Source organism: Streptomyces sp. NPDC048172, assembly GCF_043202595.1.
Taxonomy (GTDB): Bacteria; Actinomycetota; Actinomycetes; order Streptomycetales; family Streptomycetaceae; genus Streptomyces.
Genome location: NZ_JBIDAT010000008.1, coordinates 375059 through 398837, shown reverse-complemented (window position 1 = coordinate 398837; position 23779 = coordinate 375059). Strand labels below are relative to the sequence as shown.

The window sequence follows — 23779 nt, the reverse complement described above, 5'->3', positions numbered from 1 at the left end:
ATGGCGGGGACGGCACCTTCGTACGCACCAGGAGACACACCATGGGACGGGTCACCGAGCGGCGCCGCGTCGTCCGTATCCGGGACGGGGTGATCTCCGAGCGCGCGGACACGCTGGTGGCCGAGGAGCCGCTGGAGATCCGGCTGAACGGGAAGGCGCTGGCCGTCACCATGCGCACACCCGGCGACGACTTCGCGCTGGCCGCCGGGTTCCTGCTCAGCGAGGGCGTCGTCCACGACCCGGAGCAGATCGCCTCGATCGTCTACTGCGCGGGCGCCACCGACGACGGCGCGAACACGTACAACGTCCTCGACGTACGTCTCGCGCCCGGCACCCCGGTCCCGGACGTGACCCTGGAGCGGAACGTCTACACGACGTCCTCCTGCGGCCTGTGCGGCAAGGCCAGCCTGGACGCCGTGCGTACGACCGCCCGCTGGGCACTCGGCGACGGGCCGGTCCTCGGCCCGGACACCCTCGCCGAGCTGCCCGGGCGGCTGCGCGCCGCGCAGCGGGTGTTCGACAAGACCGGCGGGCTGCACGCCGCCGGGCTCTTCACCCCGGAAGGCGAGCTGGTGGACGTGCGCGAGGACGTCGGGCGGCACAACGCGGTCGACAAGCTGCTGGGCCGCGCCCTCCAGCAGGGGCGGCTGCCGCTGCGCGACCATGTGCTGATGGTCTCCGGGCGGGCCTCGTTCGAGCTGGCCCAGAAGGCCGTGATGGCGGGGCTTCCGGCCCTCGCCGCGGTCTCAGCGCCCTCCTCCCTCGCCGTCGACCTGGCCCACGAGACCGGCCTCACCCTCGTCGGCTTCCTCCGCGGGACGAGCATGAACGTCTACGCCGGAGCCGAGCGGCTGGCCCTTCCCGCCGCTCTGTGAGACCGCGGGCGGCGCCCAGCGCCGCGCCAGGTACGCACAGACCATCAGCTGCATCTGGTGGAAGAGCATCAGCGGCAGCACGGCGACGCTCGCCTGCGCGCCGAAGAGCACGGAGGCCATGGGGAGCCCCGCCGCGAGGGACTTCTTGGAGCCCGCGAAGGTGATCGCGACGCGGTCGGCCCGGTCGAAGCCGAGCCTGCGCGAGCCGTACCACGTGGCGGAGAGCATCACCGCGAGCAGCACGGCCTCCACGCCCAGCAGCGCGAGCAGCCGGCCGGGGCTGACGGCGCTCCAGATGCCCTCCTCCATGCCCTGGCTGAACGCGGTGTAGACGACGAGGAGGACCGAGCTGCGGTCGACGTAGCTCAGGATCCTCTTGTGCCGGGCGAGGAATCCCCCTATCCAGCGGCGCACGAGCTGCCCGGCGACGAACGGGGCCAGGAGCTGGCTGCCTATCTCCGCGAGGCCGCCCGCCGAGAGGCCCGCCTGGCCCCCGATGAGCCAGGCGGCGAGCAGCGGCGTGGCGACCATGCCGAGAAGGCTGGAGTAGGTGCCCGCGCAGATCGCGGCGGGGACGTTGCCGCGCGCGATGGAGGTGAACGCGATCGAGGACTGGATGGTGGAGGGGACGAGGCAGAGGAAGAGCAGCCCGTCCTGGAGCTGCGGCGTCAGGACGTACGGGACGAGTCCGTACGAGGCGAGGCCGAGCAGCGGGAAGAGCGCGAAGGTGCACAGCACGACGGCGAGGTGGAGCCGCCAGTGGCGGAGCCCGTCGAGGGCCTCGCGGGTGGAGAGCCGGGCGCCGTAGAGGAAGAAGATCAGGCCGACCGCGATCTTGGTGGCCCAGGAGAAGCCGTCGGCCACGCCGCCCGAGGCGGGCAGCAGCACGGCGACGAGCACCGTGCCGAGCAGCAGCAGGATGTACGGGTCGACGAATCGGGCCAGGCGGCGCATGTGCTCCCTCGGTGCGTGCGGCAGCGCTCACCTACCGCGCTGCGGAATTGCTTTTCCGACCATTCCCCCTTCTCCCTCCTTCGCGCAAGGTCGCGCCACCCTCGCGGAGGTTCGGTGCAGATCTCACGACAACCCGGCAACCAAGGGATTGACCTGCGCGGACGCCCTCCCCATCGCGTCCCGTATCGGATACGGTCACACGCGCCGTGACTCGTGAGTAGCCACGGCATCGCATGCACGTCGAGGAGCAGGTCCTTTGCACGAGTTCACCGTCCCTGCAGTGGCGACGGAGCCCCAGGTCGGGGGGCTGGCTGACGCCGTGTTCACGCATGCCGAGGAGGATCCGGGCAGGGTCGCGCTGGCGCGCAAGGACGAGCGGGGCCGGTGGCGGGACGTGACGGCGGCGGCGTTCCGCGACGAGGTGCTCGCGCTGGCGAAGGGGCTGCTGGCGGAGGGTGTCCGGTTCGGCGACCGCGTGGCGATCATGTCCCGTACGCGCTACGAGTGGACGCTCTTCGACTTCGCGCTGTGGGCGATCGGCGCCCAGTCCGTGCCCGTCTACCCGACGTCGTCGGCCGAGCAGGTCTCCTGGATGCTCTCCGACGCGGAGGTGTCGGCGGCCGTGGTCGAGCACGAGGACCACGCGATGACCATAGGTTCCGTCATCGACCGGCTGCCCCACCTCAAGCAGCTCTGGCAGCTCGACGCGGGCGCCCTGGACGCGCTGCTCGCGGCGGGCGCCCACATCGAGGACGACGTCGTGCACCGCCACCGGTACGCCCTCACCCCCGACACCACGGCCACCGTCATCTACACCTCGGGCACCACGGGCCGCCCCAAAGGATGCGTGATCAGCCACGCCAACTTCATGGCCGAGGCCGACAACATCGTGGGGCGGTACGGGGACGTCTTCGGCCCCCGCCCCGGCGACCGGGGCTCGCTGCTGCTCTTCCTGCCCCTCGCGCACGTCTTCGGGCGGATGGTGGAGGTCGCGGCGGTGCGCGGCGGCGTCAAACTGGGCCACCAGCCCGACATGTCGGCCTCGGTGCTGCTGCCGGACCTGGCGGCGTTCCGGCCGACGTTCCTGCAAGGGGTGCCGCACCTCTTCGAGAAGATCTTCCACGCCGCGCGCCGCAAGGCCGAGCGCGACGGCAAGCTCGAACCGTTCGACAAGGCCGTCGAGATCGCCGTGAAGTACGCGGAGGCCATGGAGCAGAAGGCCTTCGGCACGGGCCCGGGCCCCAGCGCCTCGCTGCGCGTGCAGCACCAGCTCTACGACAAGGTCGTCTACAGCAAGGTGCGCGGCGCGATGGGCGGGCGCTGCCGCCACGCGATGTCCGGCGGCTCGGCGATGGAGCGCCGCCTCGGCCTCTTCTTCGACGGCGCCGGAATGCGGATCTTCGAGGGGTACGGGCTGACCGAGTCGACCGCCGCGGCCGTCGCCAACCCGCCCGAGCGCCCCCGCTTCGGCACCGTCGGCCAGCCCGTGCCCGGCACGACGGTGCGGGTCGCGGACGACGGCGAGGTCCTGCTGCACGGCGGCCAGATCTTCACCGGGTACCTGAACGAGGCGCAGGCCACCGAGGAGACCCTGCGCGACGGCTGGCTCGCCACCGGCGACCTCGGCGCCCTGGACGCGGACGGCTACCTGACGATCACCGGGCGCAAGAAGGAGATCCTGGTGACCTCCAGCGGCAAGAGCGTCTCCCCCGGGTCGCTGGAGGAGCGCGTCCGCGAGCACCCCCTCGTCGGCCAGTGCATCGTCCTCGGCAACGACCGCCCGTACGTCTCCGCGCTGGTCACCCTCGATCCGGAGGCCGTCCAGCACTGGCTGACGATGCGCGAGAAGCCCCGGATGAAACCGGCGGAGCTGCTGCACGACGCCGACCTGGAGACCGAGGTCCGGCGCGCCGTGGTCGCCGCGAACACCCAGGTCTCGCAGGCCGAGTCGATCCGTACGTTCCGCATCCTCGCCGCCCCCTTCACCGAGGAGCACGGCCTGCTGACGCCCTCGCTGAAGCTGAAGCGGAAGGCGATCGAGAAGGCGTACGCGGTCGAGATCGAGGCCCTGTACCGGTAGACGGCACCCAGCGTCGTGAAACGGAACGTACGGTCGGCACTGATCGTTCACCATGGGGGCGGCAGAGACCCGAGAGAACGACTGATTCGAACGTGAGGACCGATCGCGTGAGCAACGTTCCCACCATCACGCTCAACAACGGCGTCACGATGCCGCAGCTCGGCTTCGGCGTCTGGCAGGTGCCGGACGCCGAGGCGACGCCCGCCGTCGCCTCGGCCCTGGAGGCGGGGTACCGCAGCATCGACACGGCCGCCGTGTACGAGAACGAGAAGGGCACGGGCCGGGCCCTCGCGGACTCCGGCATCCCCCGCGACGAGCTGTTCGTCACGACGAAGCTGTGGAACGGGGACCAGGGGTACGACACGGCGCTGCGCGCCCTCGACGCCTCCCTCGACCGCCTCGGCCTCGACCACGTGGATCTCTACCTGATCCACTGGCCGATGCCGGAGGTCGACAAGTACGCCGACACCTGGCGGGCGTTCGAGAAGCTCTACGCCGACGGCCGGGCCCGCGCCATCGGCGTCTCCAACTTCCAGCCCACGCACCTCAAGCGCCTGATCGACCTGGGCGGCACCGTCCCCGCCGTCAACCAGATCGAACTGCACCCGCACCTCCAGCAGTCCATTCCGCGCGCCTTCCAGTCGGACCACCGCATCGCCACCGAGGCGTGGTCGCCGCTGGGCCAGGGCGGCGAGCTGCTGCGGGAGCCCGTGCTCGCCGAGATCGCCGCCCGGCACGGCAAGTCACCGGCCCAGGTGGTGCTGCGCTGGCACCTGCAGCTGGGCAACGTGGTCATCCCGAAGTCCGTCACCCCCGCCCGTATCCGCGAGAACATCGACGTCTTCGACTTCGAGCTGGGCCCCGACGACATGAAGGCCGTCGCCGCGCTCAACACCGACACCCGCCTGGGCGCCGACCCGGACACGATGAACTGGATGAGCTAGCGGGTGCCTAGGCCCTGTCGTCAAACTCCCGTCGTCGCCCGAAGGGCGGCCCCGCGGCGTCTGGTGCGTGCGATCGCAAGGCGCCGGGATGTCCTCGTAGTGGGCTACTCGGGCATTCCGGCAACGCCGCGAGCGTGCGTGCCAGACGTCGCGGGGCTGGGGGCACCTCCCTGCTCGAAGAGCTTGGGGGAGGGAGTTTGACGACAGGTCCTAGCTCGCCCCGTGGCCCGGTGCGATCTCCTCGATCCGCCGGGCCAGGTCGATGTCCTTCCCGGTGACCTTGCCGCCCACGCTGTGCGTGTTCACGGACACCGCCAGCGTGTTGTACCCGAGCGTCAGCTCGGCGTGGTGGTCCAGCTCGTCCTGGATCGTGGCGATGTGGACCACCATCGCGGCGGCGGGCAGATGCCCGCCGAAGGAGTAGGCCCGGGCGACGCTGTCGCCGTCCGTGGTCCAGCCCGGCAGCTCCGCCAGTGCCTTCTCGGTCTCCTGCGGGGTCAGCGGCTCGGGTGCCATGACGTGCTCCTCGCTTCCGTCCCGGTCGGTTCGGTTCCGCACATCCGAAAACACTTCCAGCCTGCCACGTTCCTTCGGTTACCGTCTGGTCCATGACGGCACCCCCGGACGACCGCCCCCTCGGTGCGCTGCTGCGCGGCTGGCGCGAGCGCGCCGGCTTCAGCCAGCTCGAACTGGCCCTGCGCGCCGACTCCTCCGCACGGCACATCAGCTTCATCGAGACCGGCCGCACCGCGCCCAGCCGCGAGATGGTGCTGCGGCTGGCCGACACCCTCGACGTCCCCGTGCGCGAGCGGAACGCGCTGCTGCTCGCGGCCGGATTCGCGCCCGCGTTCCCCGCCACTCCGCTGGACGACCCGGCGCTGGACATCCTGCGCGGGCACCTGGAGCGGATGGTCGCCGCGTACGACCCGTACCCGGCGCTCGTCGTGGACGGTGTCTACAACGTGCTCGCCGCCAACCGCGGCGTCGCCACGCTCTCCGAGGGCGTGGCCCCGCACCTGCTGGAGCCTCCGCTCAACGCGATGCGGCTCACCCTCCACCCCGAGGGCCTGGCGCCCCGGATCCGCAACCTGCCCGAGTGGCGCGGCCATCTGCTCGACCAGATGAGCCGCCAGCTCGCCCTGCACCGCTCGTCCGCACTGCGCGCGGTGTACGAGGAGGTCGAGGCGTATCCCCTGCCGCCGGGCAGCGAGGAGCGCGCGGAACGGGCGGGCGACGAGAGCCCGTTCGCGCTGCCGATGCTGGTCGAGCACGACGGGGGCGTGCTGTCGTTCCTCTCGACCATCACCACCTTCAACACCCCGGTCGACGTCACGGTCTCCGAACTGGCCGTGGAGACCCTGCTCCCCGCCGACCCGGCCACGGCCAAGGCGCTCCAGGAGGCGGTGGGCGTCTGACCTGCACTCATCCCAAAGCCCTAGGTAAAAAGGACTAGACAGGGGGTGTACCTAGCACCACCCCCTTGGCCGTACCAGCCCCACCCCCACAGGCGTGCTGCGCGGCTGTCAGCGGCCCCGGTGGTGCCGGAAGGCTCGTGCGCATGACGACAGCGATCGAGGCACCACCGTCCCGCACCGGGGCCCGTGCTCAAGGCAGCGACTTCTCCCGCCTCACTCAGCGGATCAACGAGGCCGGGCTGATGGCACGCAGGCCCGGCTACTACGCGATACGGCTCACCCTCGTCGGACTGGCCTTCGCGGGAGGCGTGGCGGCACTCCTCATCGTGGGCGAGAGCTGGTGGCAGCTCGCCGTCGCCGTGTACCTCGGGCTGATGTACGGGCAGATGGCGCTCGTCGCCCACGACCTCGCGCACAAGCAGGTGTTCCGCAGCCGCAAGGCGAGCGAGCTCGCCGGCCGCCTCGTCGGCAACATCGGCATCGGCATGTCGTACGGCTGGTGGATGAACAAGCACACCCGCCACCACGCCAACCCCAACCACGAGGAGCTCGACCCCGACGTGGCGCCCGACATCCTCGTCTGGTCCCAGGACCAGGCGCGGGAGGCGAAGGGGCTGCCGCGGTTCATCGGCCGCCACCAGGCCGCGATCTTCTTCCCGCTGCTGACGCTGGAGGGCTTCAACCTCCATGTGTCCAGCTTCCGGGCGCTGCGCGAGCCGCACATGAAGCGCAAGTGGCTGGAGGGCGGGCTGCTCACCGCGCACACCGTCGCCTACCTCGGCCTGCTCTTCCTCACGCTGCCCGTCGGCATGGCCTTCGCCGTGCTCTTCCTGCACCACGCCGTCTTCGGCGTCTACCTCGGTTCGATCTTCGCGCCCAACCACAAGGGTATGCCGACCCTCAAGGGCGACGACCGGCCCGACTTCCTCCGCCGCCAGGTGCTGACCTCGCGCAACGTCAAGGGCGGCTGGTTCACCGACATCGCGCTGGGCGGGCTCAACTACCAGATCGAGCACCACCTGTTCCCCAGCATGCCGAGCCCGCATCTGCGCCGCGCCCGGCCGATCGTGATGACGTACTGCGCGGAGATCGGCGTCTCCTACCACGAGACCGGGCTGATCGCCTCCTGGGGAGAGGCGCTGCGTCACCTGCGGGAGGTCGGCGTCCCTATCCGCGAGCCGGAGGCCACCGGCGGCCAGGACTCCGCCCCGACGCCCCCGGCGTCCTCCACCTCCTCGTCCTCCCCGGCCCCGGGTACGGACGTGAGCTGAGCGGCCCCGGGACGCGGCGCCGCGCACTCGTCGAGCCAGCGGCGCAGCACCCGGTGCACCTGCTCGGCGCCCACCAGCTCCGGGGGGTGCGCGCCCGGCTCGTCCGCCGGGGGCGACAGCTCCAGCGGGGACATCAGGAACGGGTGGCTCTGCTCGCCGCCCAGCCCGCCGTGCGAGCCGATCTGCTCCTCGAAGGCGTGGACGGCGCCCGTGTCCGGGTCGACCGCCGAATTGACCATGATGTCCGGCGCGTGCGGGAAGCGGGCCGTGCGCAGCACGGCCCGCACCGCACCCGGACCGAACGCCTTCAGCGGGTCGGTCCCGACGACCTCGCCGGTGACGAGCCGGTGCTCACCGCCGCCGCGACCGAGGACGACGGGGCCGTGCTCCTCGCTCTCGACCAGCACGAAGCCGACGCCGGGATGCTCGGCCAGCGTCCGCAGCAGCGCGGGGTGGCGTGCCTCGATCCGCTCGCGGCCCGTCCGGCCCTGCTCGTCCGGGAACGAGACCAGGCCCAGATTCCCCGAGGCCAGCACCACAGGCCCGGTGCCCCGGCGGGGCGCGTCCGTGTCGTCCTGGGCGCGCTCCTCGGGCTCGGGCCGGTGCAGCGCGGCGCGCGCCGCCGCGCGGGCCTCGGCACCGCTGACCGTGCGCCGCGCCCGGCGCGGGACGCGCAGCCCGCAGCCCGCGCGGACCAGGTCCTCCAGCGTCAGCCCGTAGGCCCCCGCGAACGTCTCGCCCGCGCTCTGCCCGTGGTCCGAGAGCAGCACCAGCCGGTACGGGCGCGGGGCCCGCTCGGCGACCTTGGCGATCAGCGCGACCGAACGGTCCAGCCTGCGCAGCACCTGGTGGGTGTCCCGGCCGCGCGGCCCTGAGTGGTGCGCCACCTCGTCATAGCCCACCAAATCCGCGTAGACCGCGGTGCGGCCGCTGAGGAGGTCGCCCAGCACCGCGGCGACGACCACGTCCCGCTCGACGACCGTCGCGAAGGCCCGGACGAACGGGTAGAGCCCGCCCCGCCCCACGCGCGGCCGCTCGCGCCGCGCCAGGGCCCGCGTCGACTGCCACATCTCGCGCACCACCTCGGCGACGAAGGACACGGCGGTACGCGTCGCGTTCGCGGGGTCCGAGAAATACGCGAAATAGCCCGCTCGGGAGCGGGTCTCCTTGCCGCGCCGCGCCGAAGTGGAGAGCACGAGCGCGACCTGCGCGGCGCCGCCCGTGAAGAGATTGCCCCTGCTGGCGCCGTCCAGCGCGAGCAGCCCCTTGTCCCCGGTGCGCTCGACGGCGCGGCGCTGGAGCTCGACGGCGCTGGTCGGCCGATTGCTGACCATGACCTCACCGGTCTCCTTCTCGTACCACCGGAAGGCGGGCACATCCTCCGTGCTGCCGTGCAGGATGCCGAGCTGGCTGGCGCCGGTCTGGCTGGACCAGTCGGTGCGCCAGGGGGTGAGCCGGTGGGTGCTGCCGCACATCGCGGCGACGGCGGGCATCAGCGGCGGCCCGCCGTCGCGCGGCTCCAGCGCCTCGCGCAGCACCCCGTGGCCGAGCCCGTCGAGCTGGAGGAAGACGACGCCGGGGGTGTCCGGCGGCTCGGCGCGCCCCTCGCGGCGCCGCCTGCGGCCCGCGATCCGGGCGAGCCTGCGGCGGTACGCACCGTCGTCGTGCACGGCCAGGAACCCGTTCGTCGCCGAGGACGCCGCCGACATCGCGGCGGCCACCACGACCGCCGTCGTCGGATCGGCACTGCCCCGGCCGTACGGGATCAGGGACATCGCGAGCCACAGCAGCGAGCCGTTCAGGAAGAAGACCAGCAGCCCCAGCACCAGCGCGGGCACCAGCAGCAGGGCACGCACCAGGACGGGCCAGACGAGCGCGCTGAGCAGGCCGAAGGCCGCGGCGCCCGCTGCGGCCGTGATGCCGATGACGGTCGCGCTGTCCCCGTCGGCCGACTGGAGCCGGAAGTCGGGCAGCGCCCCGGCGAGCAGCAGCATGGTCAGCGTGCTGACCGCCCATACCGCGCCGAGGCGCAGCAGGGCCGCACCGAGACCACGCCATCCCACCCGCATCCGTCGCCCACCTCCATCGCCCCGCACCCGCGGGACTTCGTCCACTTTTTCATAGTCCGCCACACCGCCGGACGACGCTGTGGATAACTCCGGGCGACCCCCGCCGGACCTGCGACGAGCCCTCCGTCGGGCCCTCGTCGGACCGCCGCCGGGCCCCCGTCGGACCGCGGCCTGACCCCCATCGGACCCCCATCGGCCCCCGCCGGGCCCGCACCCGCCGCCGCGCGCTTACGCTCGTACGTGCAAGGCGGCACACGCTGCACAGGCGTGCGCCCGGGAAGCGGCGGAGCGGAGGGAGCCCCGTGGCGGTCGAGGTCACCTGGTGGGGCCATGCCACCGCGACCGTGCGGGACTCGGGCGTCTCGTTCCTCACGGACCCGCTGCTGGTCCGGCGCCTCGCCCACCTGCGCAGACGGCGCGGCGCGCTGCCGCCCCCGTCGGCCGCGCAGGCCGACGCCGTGCTCGTCTCCCACCTCCACGCCGACCATCTGCACCTCGGCTCGCTCGCCCGGCTCACGCCCGGCACCCGCGTGGTGCTGCCGCGCGGCGCCCGGCGCGCCGTCCCCGGGCTGCGGCGGCTGGCGCCGCTGCTGGAGCTGACGGAGGTCGCGCCGGGCGACGAGGTCCGCGTGGGGCCCGTGACCGTACGGGCCGTGCCCGCCGCGCACGACGGGCGGCGGCTCCCCGTCGGCCCGCACGCCTCCCCCGCGCTGGGGTACGTGGTCGAGGGCGAGGCCCGTACGTACTTCGCGGGCGACACCGGCCTCTTCGACGGGATGGCCGAAGCGGTGGGCCCCGTGGACGTGGCGCTGCTGCCGGTCGGCGGCTGGGGCCCGTTCCTCGGCGAGCACCACCTCGACGCGGGCCGCGCCGCCGAGGCCCTGGCCCGCCTCCGGCCCCGCAGCGCGGTGCCGGTGCACTACGGAACGTACTGGCCGATCGGCATGGACGCCGTGCGCCCCCATGAGTTCCACGCCCCCGGCGCCGAGTTCGCCCGCCTCGCCGCCGCCCCGGCCCCGGAGGTCGCGGTGCACCTGCTGGGGCACGGGGAGAGCGTCCGGCTGGAGGAGGCCCGGTGACGAGCCTCTCCGAGATCGCGGACGTGGTGGCGCGGCAGGTCGTGACGCCGCCCGAGTCGACGCAGCAGGCGGTCGGCTACCCCTCGCTCTTCCTGCTGGTCGTCGTCGGCTCGCTGGTGCCCGTCGTGCCCACGGGCGCGATCGTCTCCGGCGCCGCCGTGGTCGCCCTGCACCAGAGCCTGCCGGCCTTCTCGCTGCTGACGGTCTTCGGGGTCGCGGCCTTCGCCGCGTTCCTCGGGGACATCGGGCTGTACTGGCTGGGCAGGCGCGGCGTCGGCTCGAAGAACGGCTCCCGCTGGCTCGCGGCCCTGCGCGAGCGCGCCGCGCCCGAACGGCTGGCACAGGCCGACCGCAAGCTCCGCGAGCACGGAGTGGCCGTGCTCGTCCTCTCCCGTCTGGTGCCCGCCGGGCGGATCCCGGTCATGCTGGCGTGCCTGCTGGCCCGTACGCCGCTGCGCGAGTTCGCCCGCGGCGACATCTTCGCGTGCCTGGCCTGGGCGGCGGCCTACCAGTTGATCGGCATCGCGGGCGGGGCCCTGTTCCCCGAGCCGTGGGAGGGCATCGCGGCGGCGGTCGCCCTGACCCTCGTGATCAGCGCGGCGCCCTCGCTCTGGCGCCGCGTACGCGCCAGGGGCCGCGAGCGGACGTCGCCCCAGGAGCCGTGACCGGCCTCAAAGGGGCGCACATCAAGGGGCACGGGGAACTTGCGCGCCCGGCGCCGGGCAGAGCCGGCCCCTTGCCGTGTTCTGCGGGCTGCCGCGCCGTCGTGGTCGGGCGCGCAGTTCCCCGCGCCCCTGCCGGGGCACGTCCGCTAGCTCATCACCCGTGAAGCCCCGATCGGCAGGTCCCACAGGTCCTCGCGGGGGCGGCCGGCCTCGGCCCACGCCGTACGGACGCGGCGCAGCGGCTCAAGAGGGGGCTCGCCCGAGAGCAGGAACGTGGACCAGTGCATGGGGGCCATCCGGCGGGCCCCCACGTCCTGGCAGGCCAGCACCGCTTCCTCGGGGTCGGTGTGGACGGGGCGGAGCATCCAGCGCGGATCGTAGGCCCCGATGGGGAGGAGCGCGAGGTCGATGCCGGGGCAGCGGCGGCCGATCTCGGAGAACCAGTGCCCGTAACCCGTGTCCCCCGCGAAATAGAGCCGCTGGCCGTGGCGGTCGGTGAGCACCCAGCCGCCCCACAGGGAGCGGCAGGTGTCGGTGAGGGTGCGCTTGGACCAGTGGTGCGCGGGGACGAAGTCGAAGCGGACCGTGCCGCCGCCGGGGGAGGGCAGCTCGGCGCCCTCCCACCAGTCCAGCTCGGTCACGGTCGTGAAGCCCCGGCGGCGGCACCACTCGCCGAGCCCGGCGGGGACGAAGAGATACGTGTCGCGCGGGAGGCGCCTGAGGGTGGGGGCGTCGAGGTGGTCGTAGTGGTTGTGGGAGATGACCACCGCGTCGATCTTCGGGAGGTCCTGCCAGGCGACGCCGACGGGCGTGACGCGCGCCGGGGTGCCGAGGATCTTCCGGGACCAGACGGGGTCGGTGAGGACCGTGAGGCCGCCGACGCGCACCACCCAGCTCGCGTGCCCCGCCCAGGTGACGGCGAGGGTGTCGGCGTCGGGCTCGGGGAGCGGGCCCGGCGCGAACGGCAGCTGGGGGATCTCCTCGCGCAGCGCCACCGCGCTCGGCCGCATCGCGCCCTCGCGGGCCATCCGCGCCATCGCGCGCACGCCGGGCAGCGGCGAGGTGAGCCGGTCGGCGAACGAGCGGGGCCACAGCCGCTTCGCGCCGAGCGGGTGCGCCTCGGAACGCTCGGCGGGGCGAGGGCGGGAGGGGGGCGAGGAGATCGTCAGCAGGGGCGAGGTGGTGCCGCCGTGGCGCTCTCCGCCCTCGCGGGGCGGCTCGGGGCGCTCGGGGCGCTCATGACGCTCGGGGCGCTGTCCGGTCCGTTCGGTCATCTACTGAGGGCTCCCATCCGTGAGGTCCGTGAGGTCCGCGAGCACCGACTGCACTCTCCCCAACGCCCCGGCCGTACCGGGTGATTCCTCCGTGACCCGACCATCTTGCGTGGTCGGACGGGACGTCGCCACGGCTGCGCGTACGTCCGTGCCGAGCACGTCCGTGGCGAGCACGTCCGTGGCGAGCCGGACGCGCAGGGCCCGCGGGTCGTCGCCGAAGCGGTGGCCCCCGTCCGCGTACGGCCCCAGGCGGCGCACCAGCTCGGCTTCGAGGCCCGCCGCGTCGGTGATGCCGCGCGCGGCGAGCAGGGCGCGGGCCTGCTCCAGGTCGGCGTAGAGATGCCGCCCGGCGTGCGGCGGGCGGCACAGGGCTCCGGCGGCGGTGACGGCCGCGCACAGCGCGGCCCCCCGCTCGCCGTGCAGCCGGGCGGCCTCGGCGCGTCTGCGGCGCTCCTCCTCGGGCTCGGAGAGCGCCTCGGCGGCCGCGGCGGCGACGGGGTCAGACAGCTCGGTGTGGAGCGCGGCGAGGACCTCGCGGACCTCTTCGCCGAGCGCCCGGCCCCGGCCCCGCGCGGGGAAGCGCGCGACGCCCGCGTGCAGGCCCGGTGAGAGGAGCGCGGCGCCGAGGCCGACGAGGACCACGACGGACTCGGCGTGCGGCGTGCCCTCCAGCATCTCGACGGGGCTGACGGTCACCGTGTCGTGCGGCGAGTGCGAGGTGTCGCGCCAGCTCTCGTCGCTGACGAGGACCAGACCCTCCCCGGCCGCCGCCTCGCACACCTCGTGCAGCAGCTCGGGCGGCGCGGCCGTGCCGGTGACGTCGTCGGCGACGGAGAGGACGAGCAGCCGGGGCTCCTCGCCCTCCGCGCGGGCCCGGCGCACGGTCTCCAGCAGCGCGAACGGGTCGGGCACGCCGCCGCACTCGGCGGGCACGGGAACGCCGCGGACGGGACGCCCGAGGAGCCGGGCCTGCGGCCCGTACCACGCGGAGCTCGGGCGGGGCAGCAGCACGCCGCCGCCGACGGCGGCCAGCACGGCGAGCAGCAGCAGCGGCGCTCCGGGCGCCGCGGCCACCTGGGAGGGGTCCGTGCGCATGCCGCGCCGGTTCCAGAACTCGCTGGCTTCCACGTCGATGGTGCCGATGGTTCCGGCCCGGTCCTGGTCGGTGCGCCGCATCCGTCCCTGCCTCCGCCGCTGCCTGTGTGTACGTCAGACAACCCCTGCAACTCGTACACCTTGGCAGAAGGGTGTGACACCGGGGAGCGCCGACACTCCCCCGCCACCCCTGCCGCGCCGGGGATGCCCTACGGCCCTACGGCCAGTTGTCGAGCTTGCGGAGCTTCTCGGGGAGGCCGCGGCCGCGGGTGCGCACGACGGCCTCGGCGACGTCGTGGAGCTTGCGGTTGCCGCGCTGGGACAGGGTGCGCAGCAGCCCGAACGCCTTGTCGTCGTCGCAGCCGGTCACCGCCATCACGATGCCGCAGGCCCGGTCGACCACGGGCCGGGAGCGCAGCGCGGTGTCGAGCTGCTCGACCTCCTCCAGCGCGGCCTGGTAGCGCACCTCGCGCACCAGGACGGACGCGGCCAGTGCGCCGAGGAGCGCGGTGCTGTCGCGGACCGCCTCGTCCAGCCGGTTCGGGCGGAAGGAGCAGACGGTGAGGGTGAGCGTGAGCCCGTCGCGCCGGTACGGGAGCGTGGTGCACGAACGCAGCCCGGAGTCGAGGGCCTTGGCCCGGTAGACGGGCCAGCGGTCGAGGGTGAGCAGGTCGTCACCGCCCGCTGGCCGGCCGGTCTCCAGCGCGGTGAGCAGGGGTCCGTCACCGCAGGCACGCTGCACGGCGACCAGCGCCGCCAGGTCGGGGTGGGTGGCCGCCACCTCGCCGGGCCCGTCAGGAAGTCCGGTGGCGTCGGGGCCCGCGGGCGCGGAGGCGGCGGTGTCGTCGGTGAGGGTGGCGATGGCCCCGCAGCAGTCGGGGCTGAACCGGGCCGCCTGCTCGACGACGGTGGCGAGGCTCCGGCCGAGTGATGCCTCCCCCGGGGGCCGTTCGTCCGGTTCGAGGTGCGTGTCCTCGGCGGCTCCGGGCGGACGGGGGGTGTGCCGGGAGTACCTCATGGCGCACGGCTGCCCCGTACGGGAGATCAAAAAACGGTCGTATCCGCACAGCCTGGCCTCGATTCCTGGCCAAAGCTACGAGACGGGGTCCGACGGGCCTCCGTCCGGATACGTTGAGCGCATGGCCGGGGTAGAGGAATACGGTTCCGAGCTCGCTGACTTCCGCAGACGCGTGGAAGAGCTGAAGTCGGCGCGCGCACTGCCGCAGTCGGAGCCGATGTCGGCGCTCGACGCCGCGCTCTTCGAACTCCAGCACGCGGCGGACGTCCTCTGGCCCCGGTACGTGCAGCTCCTGGCGGCGACGGGGCGGCACGGCGGCGAGCACCCGGACACCCGCGAGCAGCAGCTGCTGCGGGCGCTCTTCCAGCGGCTGCCGATGCCGGTCGTGCTGCTCGACCGGGACGGCGTGGTGCGCAGGCTGAACGTCGCGGCGTCCGAACTCTTCGCGATCCGCCCCGGCTACGCCTCGGGCCGGGCCCTGACGGGGGCGCTGGCCCACGGCGTACGGGCGGCGTTCCGCTCCCAGGTGGCGGCGGTGGCGCGGGGCGAGGGCGCGCGGAGCCTGCGCGTACGGCTGCTGCGCGCGCCGGATCCCGAGAGCCCGGCGAGCGCGGAGCTGCGCGCCACGCTCACGCCGCTGCGTCCGCCGCGCGAGCAGCGCGCCGCGGTGCTCGCGGTCTTCCAGCTGGCCGCCCAGAACCCGCCGTCGCCGGTCACCCGGCCGCCCGGCGACGCGGACGGAGAGGTGAGCGTCTACGGGGAGCCCGAGCACAGCGACGTGGCCGTCCGGCTCCCCGCGCTGTCGGAGATGACGCGCCACGCGGAACTGCTGGACCTGGTCGACGACATGGCCGCCGAGCTGCTCGTCGCCGCCTCGGCGCAGGAGGCCGCCGAGCGGGCGGCGGCGGTGCTCCAGGGGCGGTTCGCCGACTGGGTCGTCGTGGACACCCGCGCCGAAGCGGGCGCGCCGCTGCGCCGCGCGGCCGTACGGGTCTCCTGCGCGGCCGACCCCGCGGTGCGCGAGGCCGTCGCCGCGCAGGACCCCTCGCGGGTGCCGCTGGTGGTCGACGCCGTGGAGCGGGGCCGGGAGGCGCTCCAGGTGCGGCCCGAGGCGCCCGGCGCGCTCGGCCAGGACGCGAGCGGGGCCCCCGTCCTGGTGCGGACGGAGGCCAGCTCACTGATCTGCGTACCCCTGGAGCCGCCGGCGGGTCCGGCGCTCGGGGCGCTGACGCTGCTGCGCGCCGGGGGGCGGAGGCCGTTCGCCATGGTCGAGGCCGGTTCGGTGTCCCGGATGGCCCGGCATCTGGCCCTCGCGCTGCACCGGTGGTCGTGAGGCGGCGGCGTGCCGCCCGGCGGCTTCTCCCGTACGGTCAGTGCGCGCGGGCGGGGACGCGGGCCCGGGCGCGGCGCGGGCGCGGGATGTCCGGCCGTGGCGCGTCGCCCTCCACCTCGCGGTGGATCTGGCTGCACGTACGGCTGATGAGCCGGGAGACGTGCATCTGCGAGATGCCGAGCTGCTCGGCGATGCGGTTCTGCGTCATGTCGCAGAAGAAGCGCATGTACAGGATGCGCCGTTCACGCTCCGGCAGCATGCGGAGGCGGGGCTTCACCGCTTCGCGGTAGACGATCTGGTCGAAGCCGGGCTCGGGGCCGCCCAGGGTGTCCACGAGCGAGTAGCCGTCGTCGGCGCCCGGCAGTTCGGCGTCGAGGGACAGGGTGCTGTAGCTCTCCAGCGCCTCCATGCCGACGAGGACGTCCTCCTCGGTCATGCCGCTGTGCTCGGCGATCTGCTTCACGGAAGGGCTGCGCCCCTCCTCCGAGAGACTGAGCTCGCGCTGGCTGGCGCGTACGCGGTTACGCAGCTCCTGCACGCGGCGCGGGACGTGGAGGCCCCACATGTGGTCGCGGAAGTGGCGCTTCACCTCGCCGACGATGGTCGGCACGGCGAAGCTCTCGAACGCGCATCCGCGCGAGGGGTCGTAGCGGGCGACGGCCTTCACGAGGCCGAGCGCGGCGACCTGTTCGAGGTCCTCCAGCGCCTCGCCGCGGTTGCGGAAGTGCCGGGCGAGCCGCCCGGCCATCGGCATCCACGCCCGCACCACGCGCTGCCGCAGCTCTTCCTTCTCCTGGCCGTCCGGGAGTTCGGCGATGCGCCGGAACTCGCCTGTGGTGTCGGGGGCGTCGTCGTGGGGGTGCCTTGCACGCTTCGTACGAGGTCGTACGGTCATTTCCTGTGCTCTCCCCTACAGGTGACGGAGATCGGACATTCCAGTCACCGCGGGAGCAGACAAGCGGGGCGAGTGGATACGCACACGGCGCTCCCGCGGATGTGCCTGCATTCCGAAGCACGAGGTTCCGGGTGCCCGCCCATCCGGCCCGCAAACGTCCGCACACACGTACCAGTCCGCGTACCGGTCCGCGTGTCGATCCCGTTCGCGCGGGTACTAGGGGGCCCACCGAAGGTGCCGAGAGCGCAGGACGGCGCAGAGACGGAAGGCTGATCACGATGGCGACGTACGTGCGGGAAGTCATGACACCTGCCGCCACCACGGTGCGTCCGGACGCCTCGCTCGTCGAGGCCGCCCAGCTCATGCGGGCCCAGGACATCGGTGACGTGCTCGTGGCGAGGGACGGCCAGCTCCTGGGCGTCCTCACGGACCGGGACATCGCGCTGCGCGCGGTGGCCGACGGCGTCGACCCGCTGAGTGTGACCTGCCAGTCGGTGTGCACCCCGGACCCGGTGACCGTCGACGCCGAGGCGGAGATCGACGCGGCCGTCCGTTTGATGCGGAGGTACGCGGTGAGGAGGCTGCCCGTGGTCGCCGACGAGCGGCTGACGGGCATGGTGAGCATCGGTGACCTGGCGCGCGAGAGGGACCCGCACTCGGCCCTGGCCGAGATCAGCCGGGCCGCGCCGGACGCCTGGACCGAGGAAGGAGCGGTGAACTGGACCCCGTGAGCGACATGACGAGACCGGAGGGGCAGAAGGGCCCGCGCACCGTGCGCGGGCTGTACTCCGCCTGGGACCGCGCGGCCTTCCACCTGGTGGCCGGGCGCCACTGGCCGGGGGCCGAGGGCGTGCTGCCCCGGCTGAGCCGCAGCGCGAACCACGGACGGCTGTGGTTCGCGGTGGCGGCGGGACTCGGCGCGACCGGAGGGACGCGGGCCAAGCGGGCGGCGATGCGCGGCACCGCCTCGCTGGCGCTGGCCTCCCTCGCCGCCAACACCCTCGCCAAGCGCTCCGTGCGCCGCACCCGGCCGCTGCTGGACGCGGTGCCCCTGGTGCGCCGGCTGCACCGGCAGCCCGTCACCAGCTCGTTCCCCTCGGGGCACTCGGCGTCGGCCGCGGCCTTCGCGACCGGGGTGGCGCTGGAGTCCCGCGGCTGGGGCCTGGCGGTGGCGCCGATCGCCGTATCCGTCGCGTTCTCCCGCGTCTACACGGGCGTGCACTATCCGAGCGACGTGCTGGCGGGCATGGCGCTGGGCGTGGGCGCGGCGTTCGCCGTACGCGGCCTCGCCCCCTCGCACTCCCAGCTGCCCGCCCCCGCGCGCCCGGTCGCCGAGGCCCCCGCGCTGCCGGAGGGAACGGGGCTGACGATGGTCGCCAACTCCACGTCCGGGACCGACGGGACGGGCGTGACCGGTGTAACCGGCATGACCGGCATGAGCGGCATGGCCGGTGGGGCGGACGCCGAGCCCGGCGTGCTGACCGCGCTGCGCGGCGCGCTGCCCGGCGCCCGTACGGTGCTGTGCGACCCGGCGCGGGACGATCTCGCGGCGGAGCTGGACGCGGCAGCGCGCGAGGCCGCCGCGGCGGGCGGCGCGCTCGGCGTCTGCGGCGGCGACGGCACCGTGAACGCGGCGGCGCGAGCGGCCGTACGGCACGGCGTCCCGCTGGCCGTGCTGCCGGGCGGCACGCGCAACCACTTCGCGGCGGACCTGGGCATCGAGACGGCGGACGACGTGCGACGCGCGGTGACGGCGGGCCAGGCGGTCGCCGTGGACCTCGGCCGGTTCGCCGACCCGTCGGCCGCCGCTCCGGGGGCCGACGCTCCGGGGGCCGCGAGCGCGGCGGACAGCGGCGGCGTCTTCGTGAACACCTTCAGCCTGGGCTCGTACCCGGAGCTGGTGCGCGTCCGCGAGCGGTGGGCCGACCGGATCGGCTCGGGACCCGCGGTGCTGCTGGCGGCGTGGCACGTCCTGCGCAGGGCGCGGCCCGTCGAGGCAGGGCTGGCGGGACATCCGCGCGCGCTCTGGCTGCTGTTCGCGGGCAACTGCGGCTACCGGGGCGCCGGCCTCGCGCCCGTACGGCGGCACGATCTGGCCGACGGGCTGCTGGACGTACGCGTCGTACGGGGCGGGCACTGGGCCCGTACCCGGCTGCTGTGGTCGGCGCTCGGCGGCGTGCTGGGCCACCGGCACAAGCGGAACGCGGCGATGCTGCGGCGGCTGCTCATCACCGGCATCCCGGACGGATCGTCCCTCGCGTACGACGGCGAAGTGGCGCCCGCGCCCGAGCGGTTGCTGCTGACGAAGGAGCACGAGGCGCTGACGGTCTACCGGCCGCTGCCCGACTGAGCCACCCTCTCCCCTCCCCGTGGTGTCCGAATGCCGGAATGATGTTGCCCGCATGGCGAGACGTGCGGGAGGGTGCGTGGATGGCACACGCACCCGGGACGGCCGGAACCGCCGTCTACACCCACGGTCACCACGACTCCGTGCTGCGCTCCCACCGCTGGCGCACCGCCGCCAACTCGGCGGCGTACCTGACGCCCCATCTCCAGCCCACGTCCCGCCTGCTGGACGTCGGCTGCGGCCCCGGCACGATCACCGCCGACCTCGCCGACCTCGCGCACGAGGGCGCGGTGATCGGGCTCGACGCGGACGAGGGCGTGCTGGAGCTGGCGCGCGCCGAGGCGGAGAAGCGCGGGCTGTGGAACCTCACGTTCGAGACGGGCGACGTCTTCGAACTGGCTTACCCGGACGACACGTTCGACGTCGTCCACGCCCACCAGACGCTCCAGCACGTCGGCGACCCGGTGCGCGCGCTGCGCGAGATGCGGCGCGTCTGCGCGCCGGGCGGCCTCGTCGCCGTACGGGACGCGGACTACGGCGGCATGCTCTGGTACCCCGAGGTGCCCGGCATGGCGGAGTGGCTCGACCTCTACCGCCGCGTCGCGCAGGCCAACGGCGGCGCCCCCGACGCCGGACGCCGCCTCCACGCCTGGGCCCGGCAGGCGGGCTTCACCGACGTCACCGTCACCACCAGCACCTGGACCTACGCCACGCCGGAGGAACGGGAGTGGTGGAGCGGCCTGTGGGCCGAGCGCACCGTCGCCTCCACGTACGCGGACGTCGCGGTCGGCGGCGGGCACGCCACGGCGGAGGAGCTCGCCGGGATCGCGGAGACCTGGCGGGAGTGGGGAGCCGCCCAGGACGCCTGGTTCACCGTCGTCAACGGCGAGATCCTCTGCCGTGCCTGACGCACCCCGCCACCCCAACTAGGCTGGTCCGCATGGATATTCTGGGGACTTCGCTGCGCGTCTGTGTCGACGATCTGGACGCGGCGGTGCCGGTGTACGAGAAGCTGGCCAACGCGGAGGCGGTGCGCTTCCAGAACGGCCCCGTGGCCGTCGCCGCCGTCGGCCCCTTCTTCTTGATGAGCGGCCCCGAGGGTCACCTGGAGGTGCTGCGCAAGATCGCCGCGACGCTCGCCGTGAAGGACGTGGACGAGGCCCTGGTCGACCTCCACACCGTCGGCGCGGAGATCATCGCGGGCCCCAGCCCGACCCCCATCGGCCGCAACCTGGTGGCCCGGCACCCGGACGGCAGCGTCTTCGAATACGTGGACCGCCAGGGCCCCGCCGACTGATCGGGCAGGGGCGATCAGGGGCGCGGGGAACTGCGCGCCCGGCCGAGACGCGGGCGGCAGTCCGCAACGCACCGCAAGGGGCAGCCCCTACCCGGAAGGGAGAAGGGGCTGCCCCTAGGCACGGCAGGTCTACGACGAAGGCCGCATCCGGAAGTCGTACCGGGCAGGCAGAGGGTCGGCCGTCAGCGCGGCCCACGTGTCGTTGAGGGCCTCCTCCCCCTCCCGCAGATCGTCGACGTCGAACCCCTGGTCGAACACGGCACGAGCCGCCTTCGTCTCGCCCTGGGCGAGCAGCACCTGGGCACGCAGCAGCCGGAAGCGCCCCCGCAGCCGCGTCTCGGTGCCGAGCCCGTCGAGCACGGACTCGGCGTCGTCCGGCCGCCCGGCCGCCAGCAGCGCGCCCACGGCCTCGCGGGCGAGCGCGGCACGCGCGGCCGTGGCCTCGGGCGTACGGGCGCGGGCGTCGCGGACGGCGGTCAGGTAGCGCTCGGCGGCGCGCTCGACGTGGCCCTCGCGCAGATCCACGACGGCCAGGCACCGCAGCGCGGGCCACTCGCCGCTCGCGGCGGCGCGCTCCCAGCTCCGGACCGCCTGCGAGCGGTCGCCCGCGTGCCACTGGGCGACACCCAGGTGGTAGTCCAGTTCGTGCGCGCGGCGTGCGGACCGCGGCTGCGCCGACTCCAGCAGTTCACGCCACCCGGGCGAGACGAGGGTAGGACCCGGCACCGTCCCGTCGCCGTCGGGCAGCACGCCGGTGCGCAGCAGCTCCTCCCAGGGCCGCTGCTCGGGCCCGAGCGTGGCCGCGTCGAAGGGCGTTCCCGGCAGCACGTGCCCGCTCCTGGCCACCTCCAGCGCGCCCCACCCCGAACCGGCCGCCAGAGGCTCGCCCTTGGGCTCCTCGTCGGCGTGCGGGCGCCACGCGGCGTAGGCGGCGTCCACGGCGGCGCGCGGCAGCGCCTCCTCCAGCCGCTCCTCGGCGTGCCCGTACGCCGCCGCCCAGTCCGAGCCGTGGACGGTCGCCGGGTCGGCGGTCAGCGGCCCGTACGCCTCCAGCCACGCGAACTCGCCGCCCGCCTCCAGCGCGACGTGTTCGAGCTGGGTGGTGGCCAGGCCCGCCTGGATCTCGGCGTACCCGGGCGTGCCGTCCTCGGTGAGCCAGCGCTGCCAGCGGCGCCCGCCGGGGCCCGAGCCCCAGACGAACAGCTTCCGGCCGCGCAGCAGATCGGTCGAGGTCTGCGCCAGTCCCCGCCCCTCGGCGTCGAGCGAGGCTATCCACTTGCGGGAGTCCTCCGGCACCTCGTGGAAGAAGTCCGCGGGGAACTCGCCCCGCAGCGGGTACGTACGGTCGACGCCCTCCCATTCCGGCACCGGGATGCGGCGCAGTCTGCGCTCGTAGGCGAAGTACCAGGTGTGGTCGGCGGGGGCGAGGACCCGGGTGTGCTCGTCCTCGGGGACCGCGATGTTCGACCACCAGTAGACCGGGACGGTGCGGTCGTGGGGATTGCGGATCCGGACGCCGACGTAGAGGAAGTCGCTCTCGTCGGGCAGCCACAGGTCCACCTGGAACGGGGTGTCGCGCAGCCGCTCCCACTCCCACAGCCGCACCATCTGCCCGTCCCCGTCGGGCGCGGGCACCTGTGCCGCGTGCAGGGGTGCGCAGGAGAGCGTCGTGTGGCCGGTCGCACCGATGTTCCACTCGACGCCGCCCGAGTACCAGGCGCCGTTGAGCGCGAAGTCGGCGGGCTGGAAGACCGGGTTGACGTAGAGCAGTTCGCGCTCGGTGGGCTTGTGGTAGAGCGAGGCGATACGGCCACCGAGGCCCGGCAGCACGGTCGCGCGCAGCCGCTCGTTCTCGATCACGATCGTGTCGAGCGCGAGCGGCTCGCGCGAGCGCGAGAAGCCGTCACGCAGCCGGACGGGCAGGACCGAACGCAGCGGCCCGTACCCGACCTGCCGGGCCATCCCGGGCGGCAGCCCGGCCCGCTCCTCCTCGCCGAGGGTGTGCGCCTCGTCGAGCGGCAGCAGCGCGGGCAGCGGGTTCTCCGGGCCGAGGGGCGCGGCGGGAAGGGTCCGGGTGCTGCGTCGTACGGTCGTGGCCACGGCAACCTCGCTTCGGTCGTTCGCTCATGGGCGCCGCCTTGCCGGGACCCCCGATGACCATGGAACACGCTTCGGTCGCGCTTCGCCAGAGCCGATGTGGCCGTGCTGCCTCACGCCACCGGCGAGAGGTCCCCCAGCACTTCGGTCACGAGATCCGTCAGCAGCCTGGCGCCGTCGGCCTCCGGGTCGCGGTCCGGGTCGTAGATCGTCAGCTGGAAACCGACGCAGCGCGGCGAGTCGGCCAACGGGCGCAGCAGTGCGCGGAGTTCGTCGGGGAAGAGCCCGCCCGGCTCGGCGCTGTCGACGGCGGGCAGCACGGTCGGGTCGAGCACGTCGGCGTCCATGTGCAGCCAGAAGCCGTCCAGTTCCTGCGAGGCCAGCCGGGCGAGCGCCTCCTGCGCCACCGCCTCGGGGCCCTTCTCGCGGACGACGGCGACGGCGGCGTGCCCGATGCCGAGCGAGGTCAGCTCGTCGAACACGTTCTCCGGCTCGTTCTCCGGGTCGCGCAGCCCGAGGAGGAACACGTCCTCGTCGCGTACGTACGGACGCAGGCCCTCCAGGTCCGTGAGGTCGTCCTGGCCGCGGCCGGTCATCAGCGCCACGTCCTCGCCCCCGGCGGCGCCGACGTGCGGCGCGTTCCCGGTGTGGCGGAAGTCGTCGTGGCCGTCGAAGTACGCCAGCCCGTAGCGGCCGAGGCGGCGCAGCGCGAGCGCCGAGCCGAGCCCGATCGAGCAGTCGCCGCCGAGGACGACCGGGAAGTCGCCCACGCGCACATGCCGTTCGATCCGGTCGGCGAGACGCGGGGTGTACGCGGCGAGCTGCGCGGCGTTGAACACCCCGTCGCCGGGCTTCCACTCCCCCATGTCGTAACGCGGCGGCACGACGACCCCGCCGTCCAGCGCCCCGATCCGCCCCGGCAGGCCCTGCTCCCGCAGCGCCCCGGCGAGCTTGGCGCAACCGGGCACGGTGCCGGGCACGGGCGGTCTCAGCCCCAGGTTCGAGGGCGCTTCGATCAGTACGGTGCGACGACTCATGCGCGCATTATGTCTCGGGCCGGTGTTCGAGTGG

19 protein-coding genes and 2 pseudogenes are annotated in these 23779 nt (G+C 74.0%); 12 read left to right on the top strand and 9 right to left on the bottom strand.

Annotated features, from left to right (window positions below):
- Positions 1–41 precede the first annotated feature (41 nt).
- Positions 42–797: pseudogene (gene fdhD / locus ACGF3A_RS33620) on the top strand (formate dehydrogenase accessory sulfurtransferase FdhD); the annotation flags it as partial.
- Here fdhD and ACGF3A_RS33615 read toward each other — a convergent pair.
- Positions 747–1829 carry a bile acid:sodium symporter family protein gene (locus tag ACGF3A_RS33615; protein WP_393734211.1) on the bottom strand — a complete coding sequence of 361 codons (1083 nt, stop codon included), beginning with the start codon at positions 1827–1829 and terminating at the stop codon, positions 747–749. The pseudogene fdhD and the gene ACGF3A_RS33615 sit on opposite strands and share 51 nt — an antisense overlap.
- 256 nt (positions 1830–2085) lie before the next feature.
- Between ACGF3A_RS33615 and ACGF3A_RS33610 the strand changes: the two genes are divergently transcribed.
- Together ACGF3A_RS33610 and ACGF3A_RS33605 are read left to right on the top strand one after the other, a co-directional pair.
- On the top strand, positions 2086–3909 hold the full coding sequence (locus ACGF3A_RS33610) for an AMP-dependent synthetase/ligase (RefSeq protein WP_393734210.1): 1824 nt from the start codon (positions 2086–2088) through the stop codon (positions 3907–3909).
- A gap of 107 nt (positions 3910–4016) precedes the next feature.
- Positions 4017–4853, top strand: a complete 837-nt coding sequence (locus ACGF3A_RS33605) for an aldo/keto reductase (protein WP_393734209.1) — start codon at positions 4017–4019, stop codon at positions 4851–4853.
- Between the two features lie 210 nt (positions 4854–5063).
- Here ACGF3A_RS33605 and ACGF3A_RS33600 read toward each other — a convergent pair whose 3' ends face one another.
- Positions 5064–5369: a 4a-hydroxytetrahydrobiopterin dehydratase gene (locus ACGF3A_RS33600; RefSeq protein ID WP_393734208.1), complete on the bottom strand. Its 306-nt coding sequence runs from the start codon at positions 5367–5369 to the stop codon at positions 5064–5066.
- Between the two features lie 92 nt (positions 5370–5461).
- On the opposite strand from ACGF3A_RS33600, the gene ACGF3A_RS33595 reads away from it, so the two are divergent.
- Positions 5462–6268, top strand: a complete 807-nt coding sequence (locus tag ACGF3A_RS33595; protein ID WP_393734207.1) for a helix-turn-helix domain-containing protein — start codon at positions 5462–5464, stop codon at positions 6266–6268.
- 143 nt (positions 6269–6411) lie between these two features.
- Positions 6412–7539 carry a fatty acid desaturase family protein gene (locus ACGF3A_RS33590; protein ID WP_393734206.1) on the top strand — a complete coding sequence of 376 codons (1128 nt, stop codon included), beginning with the start codon at positions 6412–6414 and terminating at the stop codon, positions 7537–7539.
- On the opposite strand, the pseudogene ACGF3A_RS33585 reads toward ACGF3A_RS33590, so the two are convergent.
- Positions 7503–9608 (bottom strand): annotated as a pseudogene (locus ACGF3A_RS33585) (phage holin family protein); the annotation flags it as partial. The gene ACGF3A_RS33590 and the pseudogene ACGF3A_RS33585 overlap by 37 nt on opposite strands.
- Before the next feature lie 302 nt (positions 9609–9910).
- Between ACGF3A_RS33585 and ACGF3A_RS33580 the strand changes: the two are divergent.
- Together ACGF3A_RS33580 and ACGF3A_RS33575 are read left to right on the top strand one after the other, a co-directional pair.
- Complete coding sequence (locus tag ACGF3A_RS33580) at positions 9911–10687, top strand: MBL fold metallo-hydrolase (RefSeq protein ID WP_393734205.1); 777 nt, start codon at positions 9911–9913, stop codon at positions 10685–10687.
- Positions 10684–11352: a DedA family protein gene (locus tag ACGF3A_RS33575; RefSeq protein WP_393734204.1), complete on the top strand. Its 669-nt coding sequence runs from the start codon at positions 10684–10686 to the stop codon at positions 11350–11352. Before ACGF3A_RS33580 ends, ACGF3A_RS33575 begins: the two co-directional genes overlap by 4 nt.
- Before the next feature lie 146 nt (positions 11353–11498).
- On the opposite strand, the gene ACGF3A_RS33570 is transcribed toward ACGF3A_RS33575, so the two are convergent.
- The 3 genes from ACGF3A_RS33570 to ACGF3A_RS33560 form a co-directional block, all read right to left on the bottom strand.
- Positions 11499–12626 carry an MBL fold metallo-hydrolase gene (locus ACGF3A_RS33570; protein ID WP_393734203.1) on the bottom strand — a complete coding sequence of 376 codons (1128 nt, stop codon included), beginning with the start codon at positions 12624–12626 and terminating at the stop codon, positions 11499–11501.
- The gene (locus tag ACGF3A_RS33565) at positions 12627–13802 is read right to left on the bottom strand and encodes an aminotransferase class I/II-fold pyridoxal phosphate-dependent enzyme (protein WP_393734202.1); all 1176 of its coding nucleotides are present in this window, start codon (positions 13800–13802) and stop codon (positions 12627–12629) included. It abuts the gene before it with no gap.
- A 136-nt stretch (positions 13803–13938) separates the two neighbouring features.
- Positions 13939–14739, bottom strand: coding sequence for an ANTAR domain-containing protein (locus ACGF3A_RS33560; RefSeq protein WP_393734201.1), 801 nt, complete (start codon positions 14737–14739; stop codon positions 13939–13941).
- Between the two features lie 121 nt (positions 14740–14860).
- Here ACGF3A_RS33560 and ACGF3A_RS33555 point away from each other — a divergent pair, with 121 nt between their 5' ends.
- On the top strand, positions 14861–16072 hold the full coding sequence (locus ACGF3A_RS33555) for a PAS domain-containing protein (protein WP_393734200.1): 1212 nt from the start codon (positions 14861–14863) through the stop codon (positions 16070–16072).
- A 37-nt stretch (positions 16073–16109) separates the two neighbouring features.
- Here ACGF3A_RS33555 and ACGF3A_RS33550 read toward each other — a convergent pair whose 3' ends face one another.
- Positions 16110–16967: a SigB/SigF/SigG family RNA polymerase sigma factor gene (locus ACGF3A_RS33550; protein WP_393734199.1), complete on the bottom strand. Its 858-nt coding sequence runs from the start codon at positions 16965–16967 to the stop codon at positions 16110–16112.
- A 278-nt stretch (positions 16968–17245) separates the two neighbouring features.
- Between ACGF3A_RS33550 and ACGF3A_RS33545 the strand changes: the two genes are divergently transcribed.
- The 4 genes from ACGF3A_RS33545 to ACGF3A_RS33530 all read left to right on the top strand — a co-directional run bounded on the left by ACGF3A_RS33545 (position 17246) and on the right by ACGF3A_RS33530 (position 20611).
- Positions 17246–17698 (top strand): CBS domain-containing protein, encoded by a 453-nt coding sequence (locus ACGF3A_RS33545; protein ID WP_393734198.1) that lies wholly within the window; start codon positions 17246–17248, stop codon positions 17696–17698.
- Between the two features lie 5 nt (positions 17699–17703).
- Positions 17704–19317: a bifunctional phosphatase PAP2/diacylglycerol kinase family protein gene (locus tag ACGF3A_RS33540; protein ID WP_393734274.1), complete on the top strand. Its 1614-nt coding sequence runs from the start codon at positions 17704–17706 to the stop codon at positions 19315–19317.
- An 80-nt stretch (positions 19318–19397) separates the two neighbouring features.
- The gene (locus ACGF3A_RS33535) at positions 19398–20222 is read left to right on the top strand and encodes a methyltransferase domain-containing protein (protein ID WP_393734197.1); all 825 of its coding nucleotides are present in this window, start codon (positions 19398–19400) and stop codon (positions 20220–20222) included.
- 32 nt (positions 20223–20254) lie between these two features.
- Positions 20255–20611: a VOC family protein gene (locus ACGF3A_RS33530; protein WP_393734196.1), complete on the top strand. Its 357-nt coding sequence runs from the start codon at positions 20255–20257 to the stop codon at positions 20609–20611.
- 129 nt (positions 20612–20740) lie between these two features.
- On the opposite strand, the gene ACGF3A_RS33525 is transcribed toward ACGF3A_RS33530, so the two are convergent.
- Both ACGF3A_RS33525 and ACGF3A_RS33520 read right to left on the bottom strand, forming a co-directional pair.
- Complete coding sequence (locus tag ACGF3A_RS33525; protein WP_393734195.1) at positions 20741–22711, bottom strand: DUF5107 domain-containing protein; 1971 nt, start codon at positions 22709–22711, stop codon at positions 20741–20743.
- Positions 22712–22821: 110 nt separating this feature from the next.
- Positions 22822–23745, bottom strand: coding sequence for an arginase family protein (locus ACGF3A_RS33520; RefSeq protein WP_393734194.1), 924 nt, complete (start codon positions 23743–23745; stop codon positions 22822–22824).
- Positions 23746–23779: the final 34 nt, after the last annotated feature.